We start from the raw sequence: 21,238 nt of genomic DNA on the forward strand, positions 1-21,238 counted from the left end.
CGCGCAGCTGGGGCGCGCCAGCGATGTGCAGGTCCTCTGCCTCGATCCGGTCGCCTTCGCGCAGGACGATGGCGCGCTGGAGGACGTTGCCAAGTTCGCGGGCATTGCCGGGCCAGGCATGGGCGGCCAGCTTGTCCAGAGCGGCGGCGGTCGGCCAGACGAAATCCTGATGGCGCAGCAGCATGGCCGCCGTGATCGCGGTGATGTCGCCAGCGCGCTCGCTGAGCGGGCGCAGTTCCAGCGGCATGACGTTGAGACGCCAGTAAAGGTCTTCGCGGAAGCGCCCGGCGGCGACTTCGGCGGCAAGGTTGCGGTTGCAGGCGGCGATGATGCGGACGTTGACCGGCACCGGATGGGTCGCGCCCACGGGCAGGATTTCGCCTTCCTGCAACGCGCGGAGCAGCTTCGCCTGCAACGTCAGCGGCAGTTCGGCGATTTCATCCAGGAACAGGGTGCCGCCATCGGCCGCCAGAAACAGGCCGTCCGAAGCGGCGGCCGCGCCGGTGAAGCTGCCCTTCTTGTGCCCGAACAGCATCGCTTCCATCATCGTTTCGGGAAGCGCGGCGCAGTTGACGGCGATGAAATCATGGCTGATGCGGCCCGACTGGGCATGGAGGAAGCGGGCCATGCCTTCCTTGCCCGTGCCGGTGTCGCCCTGGATCAGCACGGTGGCGTCGCTGCGCGCGACCCGGCCCGCCAGCGTCATCAGGCGGGTGCTGGCGGCGTCGCCCACGGCAGGAATGCTCGCCGGGCGGGCCAGTTCAGCGATCAGGGCGAAGGCGAAGGCCATATCCTCAAGGGCGAAAGCGACGCGGGCGGGCAGGCCGTTGGCGGCCGGGACCAGCGAAGGCTTGCCCTCGATCAGGTTGATCAGGATGTCTCGATGGGTCGCATGGCCGATCTCGGTCGCCAGCAGGATGCGGCGGTCGTCGCGCTCACGCGGGCTCTGCGCATCGACGATGCGCACCATGTAGAAGGCGTTTTCCAGCCAGTGCTGCAAACCCGGAACGAGCGCGCAGACAGCTCGGCTCACGTCAAGCGATGACATGACAGTCCCCAATCATTTCGGCCGGATTGTGCCCCCGCACGTTCCAACCCCCTTCGATGGTTCTGAAAATGCCTTCGCATGGTTATCATCCGGTTAATGCGGCAATAACCTTGCCGGTGGGCGGCAATTTTCTTCCGCTTTGCCGGTGGCGTGGAAGGGCTCAATAAGACGCGCGCGCGTGAAAGCGGCTGATTTGAGCGGCTTTTGGGACTTTCCTCAAAAAAATCGCGGGCGGGGCTAAAAGCTTTTTTCGCGCCGCCGTTATCCCCTTTCGAGGCCGCAAGCAGCCTGATGGCAGCGACCTGATAGGACATAGAAAGGGAATATCATGACTGTTATCGGAACCAACTCTTCTGCTCTGCGGGCCATGAACGCTTCGGCTTCGGCCAGCAAGTCGCTGAGCACCGCGATGGAGCGCCTGTCGACCGGCAAGCGCATCAACAGCGCCAAGGACGACGCGGCGGGCCTCGCCATCAGCTCGAAGATGACGGCCCAGATCCGCGGCATGACCCAGGCGATCCGCAACGCCAATGACGGCATCTCGATGGCTCAGACGGCGGAAGGCGCGCTCGGCGAAGTCGCCAACATGATCCAGCGCATGCGTGAGCTGACGGTCCAGGCGGTGAACGGCACCAACGACACCGATGCCAAGACCAACATCAACTCGGAACTCACCGAACTGGCGAAGCAGGTGAACAACATCATGACGACCACCGAATTCAACGGTGTCGCCCTGTTCCCGACCACCGCCGCCACCGTCAACATCCAGTCCGGCGCCAACAACGGCGACACAACGACCCTGTCGCTGGGCGGCATCGCCCTGACCGGCGTCGTCACCGCCGCTGGCGCCCCGGCGATCACGGCGGCGGCCGCCACCACGGCTTCGCTCAATGCTTATGACACTGCGCTGACCAACATCTCCACCGCCCGCGCTTCGCTGGGTGCTGCGCAGAGCGGTCTGGAAGCGACGATCAACAATCTGACCGCGAACGTCACCAACCTCTCCGACGCCCGCAGCCGCATCGAGGACGCCGACTTCTCGGCGGAAACGACCGCGCTCGCCAAGTCGCAGATCCTGAGCCAGGCTTCCACGGCGATGCTCGCCCAGGCGAACCAGAGCCAGCAGAATGTCCTCAAGCTGATCCAGTAATCCGGACCGGCTGACCTGAATTGACTGGCTGAGGTATTGGTCACCGCCAGCCAGCCAAGCGAACCCGGCGCATCAACAGTCCCCACCGCGCCGGGCAAGCACCTTCGATCGAACGGCCAAAAATAGAAGCCTCCGTCCCCCCGGGCGGAGGCTTCATCGCATTTCCGGGCTGCCGGACTTGCATTATGTCGTTTCGATCCCATCATGAGCGCATGACGAAGATCGACCGCCGCGCCATGATCGCCGCTTCCGGCGCGGCGCTGCTCCTCCCCCGCCCCCTCCTCGCCCAGGCGCAGGCCGAACGCTTTTCCTGGGAAGGGCTGGTGACAAGAGCCCAGCGCCTGGCGCGCGCGCCCTACCGGGAAACGCCGCATCATCCGGGCGCGAAGAAGGTCGATTATGAGGCGCTCTACCGCGCCCGCTTCCGCGAGGACCGCACCATCTGGGGCGACCTGCCGGGCGCTACGGGCGTGCAGCTTTTCCCCTTGAGCGCATCGGCGGAACAGCCGGTGGAGATCGCGCTGGTGGAGCGCGGACGCGCCACGCCATTGCGTTACGATCCCGCCATGTTCGACGCGCCTGCGGACAATGCCGTGCGCCAGCTGGGCCCGGACGCGGGCTATGCGGGGTTTCGGGTCATGAACGCCGCCCGCGACGGCGACTGGCTATCCTTCCTGGGCGCGAGCTATTTCCGGTCGCCGGGCGCGACCAAGCAGTTCGGGCTGTCGGCGCGGGCCATCGCGATCAACACCAGCATGCAGGGGAAGGAGGAATTCCCCCGCTTCACTCATTTCTGGCTGGAGCGCACGGGGCCGAGCGGCCTTATCATCTGCGCCCTGCTGGACGGCGCATCGATCACCGGCGCCTACCGCTTTGCCAGCGAACTGACGCCGCAGGGCGTGCGGCAGGATGTCGATGCAGCGCTTTTCCCGCGCCGGGCGATCGCCGAACTGGGGTTGATGCCGATGACCAGCATGTTCTGGTATGATCAGGCGAGCCGCGCCACCCGCACCGACTGGCGGCCCGAAATCCACGATTCCGATCTGCTGGCCTTCGCCAGCGCCGACGGGACAAGCCATGCCCGGCCCCTGATCAATCCCTCCGTCCCGCGCGTGGATGCCTTTGCCGAGCGGAACCCGCGCGGCTTCGGCCTGATGCAGCGGGACCGGAATTTCGACCATTATCAGGATGACGGGGTTTTCTACGAGCGCCGCCCGTCACTATGGGCCAGCCCGCGCAAGCCTTGGGGCGCGGGGCAGGTGCGCCTGTATGAATTCCCGACAACATCCGAATATGTCGATAATGTCTGCGCTTACTGGACCCCCTCCGCCCCCGTCCGCGCGGGCGGCAGGATCGATGCCAGCTACCGGCTCGACTGGTCGTCCTCCGGCGGCCCGGCAAAGGGGCTGGCGGTGCTGGAGAATGTCTGGACGGGCCAGGCGGACGGCCCCGGCACAGACCGGCTGATCCTGGATTTTTCCGGCGTCCCGCAGAGCATGCGCCCGGAAATCTGGACGGATGTGGACGGTGGCGCGATGGTCAAGAAGGGCGGATATCCCGTGCTGCACCAGAAGGGACTGTTCCGCGTCGCGCTCGATATCCGGCGGGACAGCGGCAGGGCGACGGATATTCGCGTTCAACTTCGCGACGGCAATCGCCCGTTCAGCGAGTATATGCATTATCCGCTCGGCGCTTGATGGGTCCGCCGCTATGGGAGCGGCGCGCGGCTTTTCACGGCAGGTTGGGAATGAGATGAAAGCAAGCGGTGGCATGCAGGCAGGCGGGAAGGCAGGCGAAACAGCGCCGGTGCGCGGGTTCGAGATGGTGCCCGCGGAAATGCCGCTTGCCATGCCGGAGCAGGATTTCAGCGCCACGCCGCGCGATTTCCCGCCCCGTCCGCTGAATATCGATCAATGGGCGCGGCGCATTCTGGTCGTGCTGCTGGCCTTGCTGCCCGCCTCCATGGCCGCGCATGAGATGCGGCGGTCGATCGGACTGGACGGCATTTCGGCGTGGGAGGGCGTCTACCTCGCCCTGTTCATCCCGCTGTTCGCATGGATCGCCTTCGGCTTTGCGACCAGCCTGATCGGCTTCCTGATCCTGTCCATGGGCAAGGGCGCGGGCGTGCGCCGCCATCGGGTGCAGTTCGCGACGCCGCTCAAGGGGCGGACGGCGGTGCTGCTGCCGGTCTGCAACGAGGATTTTCAGGAGGTTCTGGGCCGCCTGTCGGTCATGGAGCGCTCCCTGACCAGGGTCATGGGCGGCGAGCGGTTCGAATTCTTCATCCTGAGCGATTCCAACCCGGCCAATGGCGAGATCGAGCGGCAAGCCTATCTCGACATCCGCAAGAGTTTCTCCCGCCCCGTCCATTACCGCCGCCGCGCGCTGAACACCGGGCGCAAGCCGGGCAACATCGCCGAATGGGTGCAGCGCTTCGGCGGCGGCTATGATTATATGATCGTGCTGGACGCGGACAGCGTGATGAGCGGGCAGACCATGGCCCGGCTGGCCGCCGACATGGAAAGGCATCCGCATGTCGGGCTGATCCAGACCGTCCCCACGGTGGTCGGCGCATCGACATTCTTCGCCCGCTGGCAGCAATTCGCCAGCCGCCTGTTCGGCCCGATTTCCGCCGCCGGCATGATCTGGTGGGCGGGTTCGGAAGGCATGTTCTGGGGCCATAACGCAATCCTGCGGACGAAGGCCTTCGCCCAGAGCTGCGGCCTGCCCGAACTGCCCGGCCGCGCGCCCTTCGGCGGGCACATCATGAGCCATGACATGATAGAGGCGGCGCTGCTGCGGCGGCGCGGATGGGACGTGCACATGGTCATGGCGGACGACAGTTTCGAGGAATTTCCCCCTTCCCTGCCCGACCTTGCCACCCGCGACCGGCGCTGGTGCCAGGGCAATATCCAGCATGTGCCGCTGATATCGCGGATCAAGGGCATGCATCCGGTCAGCCGTTTCCAGCTGCTGGTGGGCGCGTCGGCCTATTGCACGTCACCGCTCTGGCTGGCGCTGATGCTGGTGGTGCTGGGCGGCGCGCTGGCAGGCGTATGGCCGCCTAGCGCCATCCTGCCGTCAGGCGGGCTGCTGGCGCTGACGGCGGTGCTGCTGTTCGGGCCGAAGCTGCTGGCGATGCTGTGGGCGATGGCCGATCCCGCCCGCCGCATCGGCTTTGGCGGCGCGGCGCGGATGAGCCGGGGGCTGGCCGCCGACATCCTGCTGTCCATCCTGATGGCGCCGGTCAGCATGTTGACGCAGACCATCAACCTGTTCGGCATATTGATGGGCCGCAAGAGCGCGTGGAACGGGCAGACGCGCGACCGCGACGGCATGGCGATGGCGAGCGCCGTCTGGCTGTTCAAATATCATATCATGCTGGGCGGCGCGCTGACCGCCCTTGCGCTGAAGGCGGGCACGTCGATCGGGTGGATGATCCCGGTCGTGGCGGGACTGCTGCTGGCCCCCTTCCTCGCGGCGCTGACGGCGCGCAAGGATCTGGGGCAGAAAGCCGCGCAGAGCGGGCTGTTCCAGGTCGCCGAGCCATGGTGGCGCACGCAAAGCTACAGGGCGAGCCGCTATCGCCAGCTATCGCTGGACAATGCGCCGATCCGGCCTTCTTCCAATATTGCGAACGATCGATAGTTGCACGCCGGGGATAAGCTCAATCCCATTCCCGCAGCTTTTCACGAAGCTTGTCGAGCGCAGCCTTCTTGATCTGGCACACCCGTGCCGCGCCAATGTCCAGCGCCTGGCCGATTTCCTCCAGGTTCAGTTCCTCAACGAAATAGAGTTGCAGCACCAACGCCTCGCGCTGCGGCAGTTCGCCGATGCATTTGGCGAGCGCGGCCTTGAGCGATTCGCGCTCCATCACGTCGTCCGCGCGGTCTTCGACATCGGCGAACCACATGGACTGGTCGGAATAGACCTCATCCATGCTACTATGCTGGACCATTTCGCAGCCATCCGCCAATTCGCGATAGCTGGCCGCGTCCAACCCCATTTCGGCCGCCATCTCCGCTTCCAGCGGCGCGCGGCGGAGTTGCTGTTCGAGCCTGCCGCGGATCGCCGCAAGCTGCTTGCGGTTGGCCATGGCGGAGCGGGCGAGCGTCGCGCCCCGGCGCAGATGGTCAATCATCGCCCCGCGCACGCGCAACTGCGCGTAGGAGGCAAAGCCCAGGCCCCGGTCCTCAAACCCATTGGCGGCCTCGACCAGCGCCACCATGCCGATCTGTAGCAGGTCCTCGATCTCGACCGCGCTCGACACGCGGCCATGCACATGCCAGGCGATCTTGCGCACCAGCGGCATGTAGCGCCGTGCAAGCTGTTCGGGGCTGTTGTTCGACCGGCCGTAAGTGTTGGCATCGGAACCGGCGGCGACCTTCTTCATGAACATGGGTCAGTTGTCCTCAAGCGACGCGTTCGCGAGTGGGAAGCGGATCGTGGCGCGGCGCGGGCCGCTGCTCGCCGCCGACCACGGCGACGACTTCCACGCCCTTGCCATCGGGAATTTCCAGGAAGGACAGCACCGGCGTTTCGGGCAGGTGCGGCTTGAACAGGCGGGCGAGCGCGCGGCGGGCGACCGGCGACGTCACGATGGCGAAGTTGCGCGCCTGACCCATAATCGGGCGCGCCGCCTGCACCACTGCTTCGATGATGCGGTTGGCAAGCGCCGGTTCGATCGGATGCTTGGCATCGCCAGCAACGCGCATCGCCTGGGCCAGCAGCGCTTCGAGATCGCCGTCCAGCGTGATGACGGGCAGCGGCATCTTCACCGGGACGAGGCCCTGAATGATGAGCGCGCCGATGCGCTGGCGGACGGCCTCGACAAGCTGCTCATGGCTCATGTCGGGCCGCGCGGCGTCGACCATCGCCTCGCAGATGCGGCGGAAGTCCTTGAGCGCGATGCCTTCGGCCAGCAGCGCGCGGCAGAGCGCGGAGATCTGCGTCAGACTGAGCGTTCCGGGCGTGAGGCCATCGACCAGTTGCGGCGCGGCTTCCTTGAGGTTGTCGAGCAGCTTGCGAGCCTCGTCGAGGCCGAACATCTCGCTGGCGTTCATGGCGATCAGCTGGTTGAGATGGGTGGCGACCACCGTCGGCGGATCGACCACGGTATAGCCCGCAACTACCGCTTCGCTGCGCTTGGCAGGCGAAATCCATACGGCGTCCAGGCCGAAGGTCGGGTCCTTTGCCTCACGGCCGGACACCACGCCTTCCAGCGCGCCGCTGTCGAGCGCCAGCAGATCGTCGGGGAAAATCTCATCCTCGCCGACGACCACGCCTGCGATGGTGATGCGGTACTGGTTGGGTTCCAGCGCCAGATTGTCCTTCACACGGACCATCGGCACGACGAAGCCCAGTTCCTTGGAAAGCTGGCGGCGGATGCCGGTGATCCGCGCCATCAGCGGCGCGCCCTTGCGCTCATCCACCAGCGAAATCAGGCCATAGCCGATCTCCAGCCCCAGGATCGCGCCGTCCGAAACGTCATTCCATTCGATGAGAGCGGGATTGGCAGGCTCCGGCGCCGGGGCGGGCGCGGCGGCCTTCGCCTTGGCGGTCTTGCGCAGGTGCCAGGCGATATAGCCCGCCACGCCAGCGGCGGGCAGGATGATCATGTGCGGCATGCCGGGCAGGATGCCGAGGAAGGTCAGGATGGCGGCGACCGGGGTCCATGCCTTGCCCGAACCGAACTGGCTGGTGATCTGGTTGGACAGATCGTCCTCGCTGCCGACGCGCGTCACGATGGCGGCGGCGGCGATCGACAGCAGCAGCGCGGGAACCTGCGCCACCAGCGCGTCGCCGATGGCAAGGATGATATAGGTCTGCGCGGCCTCGCCCATGGACAGGCCATGGCTGACCACGCCCAGGATGATGCCGCCGACGATGTTGATGGCGAGGATCAGGATGCCCGCGACCGCGTCACCCTTCACGAACTTGGACGCACCGTCCATCGAACCATAGAAGTCCGCCTCGGTCGCGACTTCGCGGCGGCGGATCTTGGCTTCTTCCGGCGTCAGCAGGCCAGCATTGAGGTCGGCGTCGATCGCCATCTGCTTGCCGGGCAAGGCGTCCAGGGTGAAGCGGGCGGACACTTCCGAAACGCGGCCTGCGCCCTTGGTGATCACGACCAGATTGATGATCATCAGGATCGCGAAGACGAAGATGCCGACGACATAATCGCCGCCGATCAGGAAGTGGCCAAAGGCTTCGATGACATGGCCTGCCGCGTCGGAGCCTTCGTGCCCGCTGACCAGCACGACACGGGTCGATGCGACGTTCAGCGCCAGCCGGAGCAGGGTGGCGAACAGCAGCACGGTTGGGAAGCTGGAAAAGTCGAGCGGCTTGGCGGCATTGAGCGCCACCATCAGCACCGCCAGCGAAATCATGATGTTGGTGATGAAACCAACGTCCAGCATGAACGCGGGCACCGGCACCATCATGAACAGCACGACCATCAGCGTCGCGATGGGCAGCACGGCCCCCTTGGCGGCGCTCATCCAGATCTTCGCTTTGACTTGGGCGGGAGTCATAGGTGGCCGTTACCTTCCGAGGGTGGCGAGCATGAGATAGGCGAGGCGCGCGGTCTGCGGGTCTGGCCGGACGGAGACGTCCGCCGCATTCGCGAGGCGCTGGGTTTCGATCCGCACATAGTCGGCGGGCTGCACCGTCTTCGCGCCTTCGGGCAGCGAAGCGGCGGCATATTGAATGGGGCCGGTGTCGATCGAATCGACGCCCTTTTGCAACTTGGCGGCGAAGCGGTCGCGGATTTCGGCGAAGCTGCGCGGATTGCCGGAGCGGTCGTAGAAGATGGAGCGGTTCGCCCGCGCCGCCGCCGGGAACATCGACGCGGCGGCCGCGCCCGGCGCGCGATCATGCACGGACAGGAACTTGCTCGCCCCGCCGACGCCGAGGAAATGGGCGAGGTAAAGGTCAACCGGCTCAGCCTCCCGGCCGAGGCGCTGTTCCAGATAGGCCTTGTTGTCCGCGGCATGCTGCGCGGCCATGACCGATGCGGTTTCGGGATGATTGCGCAGGTCGAGGATCTGCTGACGCATTTCGGGGTCAGCGACATAATAGCGGCCGTTCTGGCCCCGGCTGATCATGTCGGCGGCCCAGCCCAGCCCATATTCGCTGCCATGCTTGTCGATGACGGCGAGCCAGCTCTGATCCACGAATTGATAAAGGCCCCGCGCCGACGAAGTGGTCGCGCGCGCCGTGGGATTGAGGCTGCTTTCGATCTTCGCCTGGCCGAGCAGATAGGCGAAGTCCACGCCTGTCCTGCGGCTCGCCATGGCGATCGCGTTGGTGACGCGGTTGCCGGTCGATGCGCCTGTCGCCGATATGTCTGCAAAAGCCGACAATGAAAAAATCCCCGTTGGTACCGGGGAGCATTAGAGCAAGGCTTATGCCAAGATTTGGTTAACGCGCGCTCCATAAATGTTGATGGCGCGTTCAGCATGCAAAGAAAAAGGCGCCTCGCGGGCGCCCTGTTTCCCTGACAAAATCTGTTTGATCCGTTCGGCTTTGCTCAGGCGAAGCTGCGGCACTTCGCTTTGCTCAGCGGAGGGCTTCGACAGGCTCAGCCCGAACGGAGGAGAGGGATTACCGGCCGTAGACCAGCGGGGCCTGGGTCGATCCGTGCGCGGCGAGGAGCGCGAGGCGCTGTCCGGCGTGGTCGGACAATATGTTGATCCGCACGCGCGCCGCTTCGATCAGGGGCAGCAGAGCCGTCACGCGCTCGCGAATCGCATCGTCGGCGCGCCAGACGCCGATAGAGCGCACGGCGGAGGCGCAGTGGCTGACCTGACTGGCGGCGGCATCGATCGTCGCGACGTCCGTGCCGTCAAGCGCGACTCGCAACTCCTCGAAGGCGGAGAAGAGGTCATCCAGCGCTGCAAGGCCGAGCGGCATGGGGAAGGGTTATCCGTTCACCGGCAGGTCGAGCGCGAGCATCTTGTCGGCGATCGCGGCCGGATCGACCGGATAGTTGCCCGACGCGATGGCGGCCTTGATGGCGGCGACGCGGTCCATATCCACCGGCGCGCCTTCCGCAGCCATGCGGGCGGCGGGGCTGGCCGACGCGGCAAATGACGACACGCCCGCCGGACCCTTGTCGGAAAAAGTCCGCGCCTTGCCGCTTTCGCGCAAACGGGAAGCCTCTATGGCGGCGCTCACATTCTGGCCGACAGATTTGATCATGGCTCGTTATCCTTCACTCGTCCCGCCTGTGTATAACGGCCGGGTTCAAAAATCATTAAATCCCGGAATGCGCACAGTGCCCATTTCTACCACCTGCGCCAGAATGGGCGCTGATTTCTTGTCCTCACGCACGCGGATGGTGTCGCCAACCGCGCCGTCTTCGTCCGCGATCATCACGCGCGAGACGCTGAAGCTCGCATTGCCAGCGATCAGTTGCACCGGGTCGCCGCGCTTCACCACCATGTCGCGCTGGGCCGGACGGACAGCCGCCGCGCCATAGCGCGCCACAGGAGCAGCCGCGCCAGCCCCGCCGCCGGTCAACGGCACGCGGATGCGCCAGCCAAGCGCGTCGCACTTCACGATCGCCGCGCCGAACACGGGCCCCTCTACGCTGGGCGTGGACGGGCAAGCCGCCAGCCGCAGCCGCCGGTCGACAGGTGCGGCCGGACCGCCTGGTTCGCCGATATTGGCGCCCACGGTCATCGCGACCAAGCCATCGAGCCGATCCAGATTTTCGAACTTCTGCTGTGCCGTTGCAGGCTGAACACCGGCTGTTGCCAGCGCAAGGACGGCGATCAGGGGCAGCTTCTTCACAGGACGTCTCCGAATGCGCACAGATTCATGCCACGCATTAAGCGCCGAAGATGGCTAACAAGCCGTTAACGCTGCGCAGGGCCCTGCCCGATGCGGATGATCTGGCCCTTGCCCGTGCCGCCGTCCATCTGATCGAGGCCCCGGATGCGCAGCCGCCCGCCGGGCAATCCCTGCGCCTTCAACTCACGCGCGACCGCGCCCAGCCGGGCCGCCGCGAGATCCCATGGATCGAAGCGGCGCCGCGCCGGATCGGTGCCCAGGCTGCTGATGTCGATCCTGCCGGAGCCGGAGCGCAGGCCTGCCGCCGCTTGCGCGATCAGGGCCCTGCCCTGATCCGACAGCATCGCCTCGTCAGGCAGGAAAAGCTCCGTCGCGCGCAGCTCCAGTTCCTTGGCGATGGCGCGGCCGCCAAATTGCTGACGCACCTGCGCCAGCATGGCGTCGCGCTTCTGCCCGCTCGCCTGCAAGAGGATGAAAAAGCCGAGCAGCAGCAGCAGCAGGTCGGCGAAACTCACCGCCCAGCGATTGCGCCGGGCCTGCGAGGCGGCAGCGGTCATCACGCGACCTCGCGGATCGACGCGCGCCGTGCAGGCACATTTTCCCGCCGGGCGATCGCGAGCATGCGGCCTGCCGCTTCCTTCTGCCAGGCGAGTTCGCGTTCGGAAAGGTCGCCAAGGCGGCTGGCGATGGGGGCAGCAATCAGGTTGGCGATCACCACGCCATAAAGGGTGGTCAGCAGCGCCAGCGCCATGGACGGGCCGAGGGCGGCGGGATCGTCCATCGCGGCGAACATGCCGATCAGGCCCAATATCGTGCCCGCCATGCCCAGCGCGGGCGCGGCGTCGGCGATCGACAGCCAGACGTTGCGCGCGCTGGCATGACGGCGTGCGCGGTCGGCGAGCGCCTGCGCCACCCAGATTTCGAACTGCTCGACCTTGTCGCTGTTGGCGAGGCGGCGGGCCGCTTCGGCAAGGAAGGGGTTGGCCGTCCTGACCCGGTCGGTGCAGGCAAGGCCGCGCAGCTGCGCGACCTGATCAATCTTGAGCAATGCCGCGCGCGCCGCCGCCTGATCCTTGTCCGGGTCGGCCCGGAACAGCGGCAGCAGCGCCAACAGCGCCCGGCCGATCGCCGGGCCGCCATTCTGGAACAGCGCGACCGCCCCTACGCCCGCGATCATGACCGCCAGCGTCAGGGGATCAAAGAGTTGCGTCACTATCCCGATCATCAACACGTCCCCCAACTCACCCGCGGCGGCAGCGGCAAAATCCTGCCAGAGGGCGGCAAAAACTTGCCGCTCCTGCCGCGTCCTTCACCCGCACCCGCGGATTTCCGCCATTTCCATGCCCATTGATGCGTCACCCACGCAAATTGGCACGGCTCTTGCGAATACCCGTTCGGATCACCCGCGGTTCACGCCATCAGGCCTTAGAACGGCGGAGTGGCCGCAACTTTTAGTCCCTCGGGGAAGAAAAGACGGAAGAGAGACAATGTCGCTGGAAGATGGACTGTTCGGGATACATGGAAAGGCGCTGGCGCTTCGCTCGCAACGCCTGTCCCTGCTCGCGTCCAACATCGCGAACGCCTCAACCCCCGGCTACAAGGCGCGCGACATCGATTTCGAGTCAGCGCTCAAGGAAGCGACGACGCGCCAGAAGGGCAGCTCGATCGCGGACGTGTCCAAGGCCGTGGACGACAGCATGGGCTATCGCGTGCCGCTTCAACCAAGCCTTGACGGCAACACGGTCGAACTCAGCACCGAACAGACGCTGTTCGCTGAAAATGCCGTCAAATACCGCACGACCCTGTCCTTCCTGGAAGGGCGCATCAACACCATCACGCGCGCATTGAAGGGAGAATGAGCATGAGCGGCTCGAGTCCCATGAACGTCTTCGACATCGCCGGGCGCGCCATGAGCGCGCAGCTGGTGCGATTGAACGCCACCGCATCCAACATGGCCAATGCGGGCAATGTCACCGGCAGCGAAGCGGAAGCCTATCGCGCGATCAAGCCCGTCTTCCAGTCGGTCACCGACAAGCCCGGCGTTTCCACGGTGAAGGTCGCCAATGTCCTCACCACCGACGCCAAGCCGACCAAGCGCCACGATCCCAACCATCCGCTGGCCGACGCCAATGGCGATGTGTGGGAAGCGGCCGTGGATAGCAGCGCGGAGCTGGTCGACATGATCGAAACCGCCCGCATGTACCAGAACAACGTGCAGGTGCTGAACACCGCCAAGTCGCTGATGCTCGAAACCATAAGGATCGGCAAATGAGCACGACCTCCACCGTCACCGACAGCGCAGGGCTTTCGGTCTATAATCCCTACAAGAATGTCGGCACCGGCAAGTCGGAAATGGGCCAGGCGGACTTCCTGCGCCTGCTCACCGCGCAGATGCAGACGCAGGACCCGTTCGAGCCGATGGACAATTCGCAGATGGTCGCCCAGATGGCGACCATCACCAATTCCAGCGGCATCGCGGAAATGAACGCCACGCTCAAGGGCATGGCGTCGCAGCTTAGCGGAACCCGCCTGGGCGATGCGGCGAGCTGGATCGGCAAGTCGATGCTGGTGCAGAGCAACATCGTCGCGCCGGACGCCTATGGCCAATATACCGGCCAGGTGACGTTCGCGGACGCGACCAGCGGCGCCACCATCGACCTGATGGACGGCAACGGCAATGTGCTGAAAACCATCGAGCTGGGCGACCGGCCCGCCGGTGACGTCAATTTCTACTGGGACGGAAAGGACGAGGCGGGGAACACCGTCGCTACCGACGCCCTCAAGATCCGCGTCAACGGCGCTTCCCCCTCGCGCGTCGCCAGCTGGGCGGCGATCGCCGCCGTCCAGTCACCCGCAGACGGCAGCGCATCCAAACTCATCACGCCGCTGGGCACCTTCAGCCCTTCGGACGCCCTTTCACTCGCCTGACCCACCCATCCACCAGATCCTTTTCACCCAAGGAGCAACGCCATGTCCTTCTACATCTCGCTTTCCGGCCTGAAGGCCGCCCAGACCGATCTGGCGACCATCGCCAACAATGTGTCGAACGTGAATTCCACCGCCTTCAAGAAGAGCAAGGCCGTGTTCGGCGACATCTTCGCCGCCGCGCCGATGCAAACGACCACCCAGGTGGCAGGCCAGGGCGCGCGCGTGCAGGGCATCACCCAGCAGTTCACGCAAGGAACGATCGAAGGCACCGACAAGACGCTGGACCTTGCCATTACCGGCGAAGGCTTCTTCACGGTCAAGCGTACTGGCGATAGCCAGGTCAGCTTCACGCGGAATGGCGCGCTTTCGCTGACCGAAGATCGCTTCGTCGTGGATACGACCGGCGCGCGCGTTCAGGTCATCCCCGTTGACCCCGCGACGGGCCAGCCAAGCGCCGCGATCGCTGCCGGTCTGGCCGCCGGTACACTGACCTCCGCTGACCTTACCGATCTACAGGTTCCGACCAACTGGCCTGCGGGCGGCACCGGCAATCAGCTGAACAGCGTCGGCGTCGGCAAGGACGGACAGATCACAGGCGTCTATGCGGACGGCTCGACCGTTTATCTCGGCACCACCGCCATGGCCGCCTTCAACAGCCAGGATGGCCTGCGCCAGATGGGCGACGCGCACTGGACATCAACCTCGGCGAGCGGCGAGCCGCGCTTCGGCACCGGCAACAGCGGCCTCTATGGCTCGGTGCGCTCCGGCGCGCTGGAACGTGCGAATGTCGACATCACCGAGGAACTGGTCGCACTGATCTCGGCCCAGCGCAACTTCCAGGCGAACTCGAAGGCGATCGAAGCGGCCAACACGCTGTCGACCACCATCGTGAATATGCGGACCTGATAAGACATACCGTTCGGGCTGAGCGAAATCGAAGCCTTCTGCTGAGCGAAGCGAAGTGCTTCGGCTTCGCTCGGCTGGGCACTTCGACAAGCTCAGGGCGAACGGATTTGGTCAAGGCAAACACAGGACTCACCCATGGACCGGCTCGTCAACACGGCACTCACCGCGATGCGCGGCGCGATGGCGCGGCAGGCGGCGATTTCCAACAATCTTGCGAACGTCAACACCGTCGGCTTCCGGGCGGAGATCGCCAATGCCGAAACGCGCTGGATCAAGGGCGACGGGTTCGACACGCGGGCGCAGCAGTCCGAACAGGTGATTGCCGCCGACATGGCGCAAGGCGCGGTCGTCGAAACCGGCAATCCGCTGGACGTCGCCATGAACGGCGATGCGCTGCTCGCCGTTCAGGCCGCTGATGGCAGCGAAGCCTATACACGGCGCGGCGACCTCAAGCTGTCGGATAGCGGCCTCCTCACGACCGGCGACGGGCTTCCCGTGCTGGGCGAAGGCGGTCCCATCACCCTGCCGCAAATGGACAGCGTTTCCATCTCGCAGGACGGCAGCATCTGGGGCGTGCCGCAGGGCGGCGACCCGGCGAACCCGCAGCGCATCGACGGGCTGAAACTCGTCCGCGCGGTCGGCTCCAGCATCGCCAAGGGCACGGACGGCCTGTTCCGCGAAACCAATGGCGGCGCGCTGCCGCAGGACCCGCTGGCGACCGTCACCGGCGGTTCGGTCGAAGGGTCCAACGTCAACGCGACATCCGCGCTGGTCGACATGATCGAGGCAAGCCGGGCGTGGGAGACGCAGGTGAAGCTGATCGACACGGCCAAGCAGCTCGACGATGGCGGCGCATCGCTCATGCGGCTTGATGGTTAATTTGGCACGAACCTTGCTTTTCCCAGAGCATAGCCATTGGGCAAGCCTGACGGCATCACGGAGTTAGACCATGAGCAACGCAGCCCTTCACGTCGCCCGCACCGGCCTCGACGCGCAGAACACGAAGATGCGCGTGATCGCCAACAACCTGGCGAACGTCAACACGACCGCCTTCAAGCGCGACCGCGCCGATTTCGAAACGCTCGCCTATCAGCAGATGATCGCGGCGGGCGCCAATTCGGATGCGGAAAACAAGTTCGCGACCGGCCTCAACCTGGGTTCGGGCGTCGCGATGCAGGGCACCAGCAAGATCAACACGCAGGGCACGTTGCAGCAGACCGGCAATGCGCTCGACATGGCGATCGAGGGATCGGGCTTTTTCCAGGTGCAGCGGACGGACGGCACCATCGCCTATACCCGCGCGGGCAATTTCAGCACCACGGCCGAAGGCGTGATCGTCACCAGCGACGGGCTGCCGCTGATCCCCCAGATCACCGTCCCCGAAGGCGCGACCGGCGTCACCATCGGCAATGACGGCACGGTCACCGCGACCTTGCAGGGGCAGAGCGAACCCACGCAGCTGGGCCAGGTCGAACTGGCGAGCTTCATGAACCCGGCCGGGCTCCAGCCGATCGGCGGCAACCTGCTCGTCGAAAGCGCCGCCAGCGGCACGCCGCAGGTGGGCGTCGCCGGGCTGGACGGGCGCGGCGTGATCCGATCGGGCAATCTTGAAACCTCCAACGTCAATGTCGTCGAGGAACTGGTCGACATGATCGAAACGCAGCGCGCCTATGAGGTGAACAGCAAGATGATCAAGGCGACGGACGAAATGCTCCAGTACGTCAACCAGCAGCTGTGAGCGGATTGATGGGACACTCCACGAAACCGTTCACGCTGAGCTTGTCGAAGCGCCCGGCAGAGCGGAGCGAAGCGGCTTCGCTGCCGCTCAGCTATGTCCTTCGACTTCGCTCAGGGCGAACGGTGGTCCTTGGCCTGGCGATGGCAGCCCTTGCCGCTACCCCGGCAACGGCCGGCAAGAAGCGCGATGCCGAGCGGCAATTTTTTGCCCCCACCGTCGTTGCCGCTCCTGCCGCTCCGGTGGCGAACGGGTCGATCTTTCAGGCGTCGATGGGCTACACTCCGCTCACCAGCGGCGCGCGGGCGCAGAGCGTCGGCGACATCATCACCATCGTGCTGGTCGAACGCACCCAGGCGACCAAGAGCAACAGCGCCGATACCAGCCGCAACGGCAGCATCGGCCTGACGCCGCCCAGCACCGGCCCGCTGTCAAAGCTGTTCTCCGCCAGCGATATCGGCGCGAGCGGCGATCAGGGCTTCACCGGCAAGGGCAATGCGACCCAGTCGAACGCGCTAAATGGCGAGATCACGGTGACGGTCGCGGCGGTCTACCCCAACGGCACGATGCTGGTAAAGGGCGAGAAGGCGCTGACGCTCAACCGGGGTGACGAGTTCATCCAGATCAGCGGCCTCGTCCGCCAGGCCGACATCAGCCCGGACAACCGCATCGCCTCCACGCGGGTGGCCGACGCCAAGATCATCTACACCGGCAAGGGCGAAATCGCCCGCGCGAGCCGCCAGGGCTGGTTGCAGCGCTTCTTCTCGATGATCAGCCCCTTCTGATGGAACGGACCCAGCACATGGCCGCCTTCATTCGCTTTCTTTCATCCGTCGTCCTCGCGAAGGCGGGGACCCATCTCGCCGCAACGCGCGCCGTTGAAGGAGGCACGATCGATTCCCGCCTTCGCGGGAATGACGAAGGTGGTTTGGGCAAGCGCCGCTTCCATCACGCGATCCTCGCCCTGGCCGCGATCCTTTGCTTCGCCGCTCCCGCGCATGCCGAACGGATCAAGGACCTGGGAACGTTCCAGGGCGTGCGCCCCAACCAGCTGACCGGCTACGGCATCGTCGTCGGCCTCGCTGGCACGGGCGACGACAGCCTCGATTATGCGACGCAGGGCGTCAAAGGCATGGTTTCGCGCTTTGGCCTTACGCTGCCGCAGGGCATCAATCCCTCGCTCAAGAACGCAGCGGCGGTGCTGGTCACCGCCGACCTGCCTGCCTTCTCCAAGCCCGGCCAGCGGCTAGACGTCACCGTCTCCGCGCTCGGCAAGGCGAAGTCGCTGCGCGGCGGCACGCTGATCATGACGCCCCTGCGCGGCGCGGATAACGAGATTTACGCCATGGCGCAGGGCAACCTTGCCGTCGGCGGCCTGGGCGTGTCCGGCGCGGACGGCAGCCAGGTTTCGGTCAACATCCCCTCGGCCGGACGCATTCCCGGCGGCGCGACGGTCGAGCGCGCGGTCGCGACCGGCTTCGACACGGCGCCCACCCTCACCTTCAACCTTGCCGAAGCTGACCTGACCACCGCGCTGCGCGTGGCGGACGGCATCAATCGTACGTTCGGCGACAATCGCGCGCGCGCGACGGACGCCGTATCGGTGAACATCACCGCAGCGCCCGGCGCTGAAAGCCGCATCATGATGATGGGCATGATCGAGAATATCGAGATCAAGCCAGCCGACGCGCCCGCCAAGGTGATCGTCAACGCCCGCACCGGCACCGTTGTCATCAACGGCGCGGTGAAGATCCATCCGGCGGCCGTGGCCCATGGCAAGCTGACCGTCAGCGTCAACGAAAGCCCCCGCATCGTCCAGCCCGCCCCCTTCTCCCAAGGGCGCACCGCCATGGAGCCTTCCAGCTCGATTTCGATCGATCAGGAAAAGAAACCAATGGTTAATTTTAAAGGTGGAGCATCGCTGGCCGATATAGTGAAGGCGGTGAATGCCATCGGGGCATCCCCCGCCGACATGGTCGCGATCCTGGAAGCGTTGAAGCAGGCAGGCGCGATGAAGGCTGAACTGGTGGTGTTGTGATGCAGATTTCAGGGGTTACAGCAGGGCCGCAGCCCGCCGGAGCGGCGCAGAAGGCGCAGCTTGAAAAGGCCGCGAAGCAGTTCGAGGCGATTTTCCTGCGCCAGATGATCGGCACCATGCGCCAGTCAGGCATGGGCGAAGGCCTGCTGGATTCCAGCGCCAGCGACCAGTTCCGCGACATGGCCGATGCGCGCACCGCCGACAGCATGGCGGAAAAAGGCACGCTGGGCATCGCGGAAATGCTGCTGCGCCAATATGAAAGCCGCGTTCCGGCTGCTTCGGCCACGCCCGCGCAGGACAAGAGCGCGTGAGCGACCTTTTCATCATCGGCGCTTCGGGCACCCGCGCCTACCGGCAGGCGATGGCGGCGATTTCAGAGAATATCGCCAACGCCAGCACCGAAGGCTATTCGCGCCGATCGCTGACGACGATCGAGTCGGGCTCCTCCACCGCGACGATGTCCACTTACATCCCGCGCGCCAATTTCGGCGGGACCGAGGTGAAAGGCGTCAATCGCGCCGCCGACCCCTATCTGGACGCGGCGGTGCGCTACACCGGCACGGCGCTCAGCAATTCGACCGCACGGCTGCGGTGGATGACCGATCTGGAAGGCGCGCTCAACGATACCGACACTGGCGTCGGCAAGCTGATGACGGCGATGTTCCAGAATTTCGAGAAGCTGGCCGCCAGCCCCAGCGACACGTCGCTGCGCGTGACGGCGCTGGACAGCGTCAGCCGCGTCGCCGAAGCGTTTCAGCGCACGTCCGCCGACCTCGCTCAGGTATCGAGCGGCATCGCCACCGAAGCGTCGGCGTCGGTCGAAACCATCAACCGTTCGCTGTCCCAGCTTGCGGACATCAACAACAGCCTGCTGCGGGCACAGCCGGGAACATCGGCCTATGCGCAACTGCTGGATAGCCGCGACGCCGCGCTGAACACCCTTTCGGCCAATCTGAACGTCGATATCAGCTTCGGCGCGCATGACGTGGCGACGATCAGCTATAACGGCACCACCATCGTGCAGGGCCAGAATGCCACGTCCCTGGCGCTGACCGTCAATGGCAACGGGACAATGGCGCTGGCCACCAGCGGCGGGGCGGCGCTTGCGGCCCCCTCCAACGGCACGCTGGGCGGCCTCTTCTCCGCCGCCAACACGACCGCGCAGCGCCGCACCAGCCTGGACACGCTGGCCCAGCAATTCGTGGCGAACATGAACGCCTGGCATGCGCAGGGCCTGACGAACGCCAATGCGGCGGGCGCGCCCCTGCTGTCCTATGGCGGAGGCGCGGCAAGCGTGACCGCGCTCATCACCGATCCCGCCGCTCTGGCCGCCAAGTCGGCCGATGGCACGCTGAATGGCAATCTGCTGACCGTTTCGACGGTGCTGCGGGGCAATGGCAGCGCCGAACAGGGCTGGACATCGATCATCGCGACGCAGGCCAATCTGCTTGCCTCCATCAAGGCGGAATATACGACCGCCCAGGGCCGCAGCGACCAGGCGATAGCCGCCCGCGAGGCGGTGAGCGGCGTCGACCTCGACATGGAGGCGGCGGAACTGCTGCGGCTGCAACAGGCCTATTCAGGTTCCGCGAAAATCCTTCAGGTGGCGAAGGAGACCGTCGACGCCATCCTGCAAATCATCTGAAAGGGCTGACCCATGGTAGGCATCACCAACAAGACGCTGATCGCCGAAATCCGCCGGCAGCAGCAGCTTTCCCAGGCCATTGTCGAAGGGCAGACCGCTATTTCGACCGGCGTCACCCTGACGAAGCCATCGGACAATGCGCTCGCCTGGGTGCAGGTGTCGGAAATCGGCAAGGCGCAGGCGCAGCAGTCCGCCTGGCAGGCCAATGTCAGCTACGGCACGAGCCGCGCCGCCAATGCGGAAGCCAATCTGGAAGAGATCAACAATCTGCTCGTCCGGGCGCAGGAACTGGTGACAAAGGCCCGCAACGGATCGCTCAACGATACGAACCGCGCCGCGATCGTCGAGGAAATAAAGACGATCCGCACGAGCGTCGCTTCCATGCTGAACCAGACGGACTATCAGGGCGTGCCCATATTCGACGATACGCAGAGCGTGCTCGTCCCCGTCAGCCGTGGCCTCAACCTTGCCGTGACCGGCACCCGGCAGGAAGTGTCCGAGGGGATCGATGTCGGCGGGACACCGATGTCGCTGGACGATATTCTGGGCCAGAGCGTGGCGGCGCTGCAAAGCGGGACCGATGCGGACCTTGCATCCGCGCTCGAAAGCATCAAGGCTGGGCAGGGCCACATCACCATCGAGCAGGCCAAGCAGGGCGTGCGGGGCGACCGGCTTGACGTGGTGAGCGAGCGCCTGACCAGCGTCGACCTGGACCTGACGGAACGGCGGCAGGGTCTGGAATCAACGGACCTCGCCGAAGTCATCTCTTCGGTGAAAAGCAAGCTGCTCCAGCTCGAAGCCGCGCAGTCGGCCTTCGCGCGCATTAACCAGCAGACGCTGTTCGACCTGATCCGCTAAACTTCGTAAAGTATGAACCGCGCCGCGCTCCTGCGGAGGCAGGAGCCTGGTCCGATGCGCAGAACTGGGCTGCGCGCGTCATCCTTACAGCGCAAGCGGACCGGACAACAAAATTCCGCCGTCCTAAACCTCCC

General features: G+C 65.4%; 23 protein-coding genes. 14 read left to right on the top strand and 9 right to left on the bottom strand.

Annotation, left to right across the window (positions count from 1 at the left end; genetic code table 11):
- Window positions 1–1,048, bottom strand: a 1,048-nt coding sequence (locus L288_RS27170) for a sigma 54-interacting transcriptional regulator (protein WP_021237311.1), incomplete at its 3' end; no start/stop codon positions are given.
- Between the two features lie 328 nt (window positions 1,049–1,376).
- Between L288_RS27170 and L288_RS27175 the strand changes: the two genes are divergently transcribed.
- From L288_RS27175 to mdoH, 3 genes are all read left to right on the top strand, one after another.
- Window positions 1,377–2,198 carry a flagellin N-terminal helical domain-containing protein gene (locus L288_RS27175; protein ID WP_031304029.1) on the top strand — a complete coding sequence of 274 codons (822 nt, stop codon included), beginning with the start codon at window positions 1,377–1,379 and terminating at the stop codon, window positions 2,196–2,198.
- 212 nt (window positions 2,199–2,410) lie between these two features.
- Window positions 2,411–3,895, top strand: coding sequence for a glucan biosynthesis protein (locus tag L288_RS27180; protein ID WP_021237313.1), 1,485 nt, complete (start codon window positions 2,411–2,413; stop codon window positions 3,893–3,895).
- Window positions 3,896–3,950: 55 nt separating this feature from the next.
- The gene (gene mdoH / locus L288_RS27185; protein ID WP_021237314.1) at window positions 3,951–5,846 is read left to right on the top strand and encodes a glucans biosynthesis glucosyltransferase MdoH; all 1,896 of its coding nucleotides are present in this window, start codon (window positions 3,951–3,953) and stop codon (window positions 5,844–5,846) included.
- A 19-nt stretch (window positions 5,847–5,865) separates the two neighbouring features.
- Here mdoH and L288_RS27190 read toward each other — a convergent pair whose 3' ends face one another.
- The 8 genes from L288_RS27190 to L288_RS27225 all read right to left on the bottom strand — a co-directional run bounded on the left by L288_RS27190 (window position 5,866) and on the right by L288_RS27225 (window position 12,219).
- Window positions 5,866–6,597: a sigma-70 family RNA polymerase sigma factor gene (locus L288_RS27190; RefSeq protein ID WP_021237315.1), complete on the bottom strand. Its 732-nt coding sequence runs from the start codon at window positions 6,595–6,597 to the stop codon at window positions 5,866–5,868.
- A gap of 13 nt (window positions 6,598–6,610) precedes the next feature.
- Window positions 6,611–8,731 (bottom strand): flagellar biosynthesis protein FlhA, encoded by a 2,121-nt coding sequence (gene flhA / locus L288_RS27195; RefSeq protein WP_021237316.1) that lies wholly within the window; start codon window positions 8,729–8,731, stop codon window positions 6,611–6,613.
- 9 nt (window positions 8,732–8,740) lie between these two features.
- Window positions 8,741–9,562 (bottom strand): lysozyme family protein, encoded by an 822-nt coding sequence (locus tag L288_RS27200; protein ID WP_021237317.1) that lies wholly within the window; start codon window positions 9,560–9,562, stop codon window positions 8,741–8,743.
- 241 nt (window positions 9,563–9,803) lie between these two features.
- Entirely contained in the window at window positions 9,804–10,112 is a 309-nt protein-coding gene (locus tag L288_RS27205) for a hypothetical protein (protein ID WP_021237318.1), read from the bottom strand.
- A 9-nt stretch (window positions 10,113–10,121) separates the two neighbouring features.
- On the bottom strand, window positions 10,122–10,400 hold the full coding sequence (gene flgM / locus L288_RS27210) for a flagellar biosynthesis anti-sigma factor FlgM (RefSeq protein WP_021237319.1): 279 nt from the start codon (window positions 10,398–10,400) through the stop codon (window positions 10,122–10,124).
- A 45-nt stretch (window positions 10,401–10,445) separates the two neighbouring features.
- Window positions 10,446–10,994, bottom strand: coding sequence for a flagella basal body P-ring formation protein FlgA (locus L288_RS27215; RefSeq protein ID WP_021237320.1), 549 nt, complete (start codon window positions 10,992–10,994; stop codon window positions 10,446–10,448).
- 65 nt (window positions 10,995–11,059) lie between these two features.
- The gene (locus L288_RS27220; protein WP_021237321.1) at window positions 11,060–11,551 is read right to left on the bottom strand and encodes a flagellar motor protein MotB; all 492 of its coding nucleotides are present in this window, start codon (window positions 11,549–11,551) and stop codon (window positions 11,060–11,062) included.
- The gene (locus L288_RS27225; protein WP_031304031.1) at window positions 11,551–12,219 is read right to left on the bottom strand and encodes a MotA/TolQ/ExbB proton channel family protein; all 669 of its coding nucleotides are present in this window, start codon (window positions 12,217–12,219) and stop codon (window positions 11,551–11,553) included. The genes L288_RS27220 and L288_RS27225 overlap by 1 nt, the downstream gene beginning before the upstream one ends.
- A 262-nt stretch (window positions 12,220–12,481) precedes the next feature.
- On the opposite strand from L288_RS27225, the gene flgB reads away from it, so the two are divergent.
- From flgB to L288_RS27280, 11 genes are all read left to right on the top strand, one after another.
- Window positions 12,482–12,853, top strand: a complete 372-nt coding sequence (gene flgB, locus L288_RS27230; protein WP_021237323.1) for a flagellar basal body rod protein FlgB — start codon at window positions 12,482–12,484, stop codon at window positions 12,851–12,853.
- A gap of 2 nt (window positions 12,854–12,855) precedes the next feature.
- Window positions 12,856–13,266 carry a flagellar basal body rod protein FlgC gene (gene flgC / locus L288_RS27235; protein ID WP_030540087.1) on the top strand — a complete coding sequence of 137 codons (411 nt, stop codon included), beginning with the start codon at window positions 12,856–12,858 and terminating at the stop codon, window positions 13,264–13,266.
- Entirely contained in the window at window positions 13,263–13,922 is a 660-nt protein-coding gene (locus tag L288_RS27240) for a flagellar hook assembly protein FlgD (protein WP_021237325.1), read from the top strand. The genes flgC and L288_RS27240 overlap by 4 nt, the downstream gene beginning before the upstream one ends.
- 42 nt (window positions 13,923–13,964) lie before the next feature.
- The gene (locus L288_RS27245) at window positions 13,965–14,828 is read left to right on the top strand and encodes a flagellar hook-basal body complex protein (RefSeq protein ID WP_021237326.1); all 864 of its coding nucleotides are present in this window, start codon (window positions 13,965–13,967) and stop codon (window positions 14,826–14,828) included.
- Window positions 14,829–14,963: 135 nt separating this feature from the next.
- The gene (locus L288_RS27250) at window positions 14,964–15,707 is read left to right on the top strand and encodes a flagellar basal body rod protein FlgF (protein WP_021237327.1); all 744 of its coding nucleotides are present in this window, start codon (window positions 14,964–14,966) and stop codon (window positions 15,705–15,707) included.
- A gap of 70 nt (window positions 15,708–15,777) precedes the next feature.
- Entirely contained in the window at window positions 15,778–16,566 is a 789-nt protein-coding gene (gene flgG, locus L288_RS27255; RefSeq protein WP_021237328.1) for a flagellar basal-body rod protein FlgG, read from the top strand.
- A 140-nt stretch (window positions 16,567–16,706) separates the two neighbouring features.
- Window positions 16,707–17,348, top strand: a complete 642-nt coding sequence (locus L288_RS27260) for a flagellar basal body L-ring protein FlgH (RefSeq protein ID WP_201766631.1) — start codon at window positions 16,707–16,709, stop codon at window positions 17,346–17,348.
- Between the two features lie 17 nt (window positions 17,349–17,365).
- Window positions 17,366–18,601 (top strand): flagellar basal body P-ring protein FlgI, encoded by a 1,236-nt coding sequence (locus tag L288_RS27265; protein ID WP_021237330.1) that lies wholly within the window; start codon window positions 17,366–17,368, stop codon window positions 18,599–18,601.
- Window positions 18,601–18,912, top strand: a complete 312-nt coding sequence (locus L288_RS27270; protein WP_021237331.1) for a rod-binding protein — start codon at window positions 18,601–18,603, stop codon at window positions 18,910–18,912. Before L288_RS27265 ends, L288_RS27270 begins: the two co-directional genes overlap by 1 nt.
- Complete coding sequence (gene flgK / locus L288_RS27275) at window positions 18,909–20,246, top strand: flagellar hook-associated protein FlgK (RefSeq protein WP_021237332.1); 1,338 nt, start codon at window positions 18,909–18,911, stop codon at window positions 20,244–20,246. Before L288_RS27270 ends, flgK begins: the two co-directional genes overlap by 4 nt.
- A gap of 12 nt (window positions 20,247–20,258) precedes the next feature.
- Entirely contained in the window at window positions 20,259–21,104 is an 846-nt protein-coding gene (locus L288_RS27280) for a flagellin (protein ID WP_021237333.1), read from the top strand.
- Window positions 21,105–21,238: the final 134 nt, after the last annotated feature.

This window comes from Sphingobium quisquiliarum P25, from assembly GCF_000445065.1.
Classification (GTDB): Bacteria; Pseudomonadota; Alphaproteobacteria; order Sphingomonadales; family Sphingomonadaceae; genus Sphingobium; species Sphingobium quisquiliarum.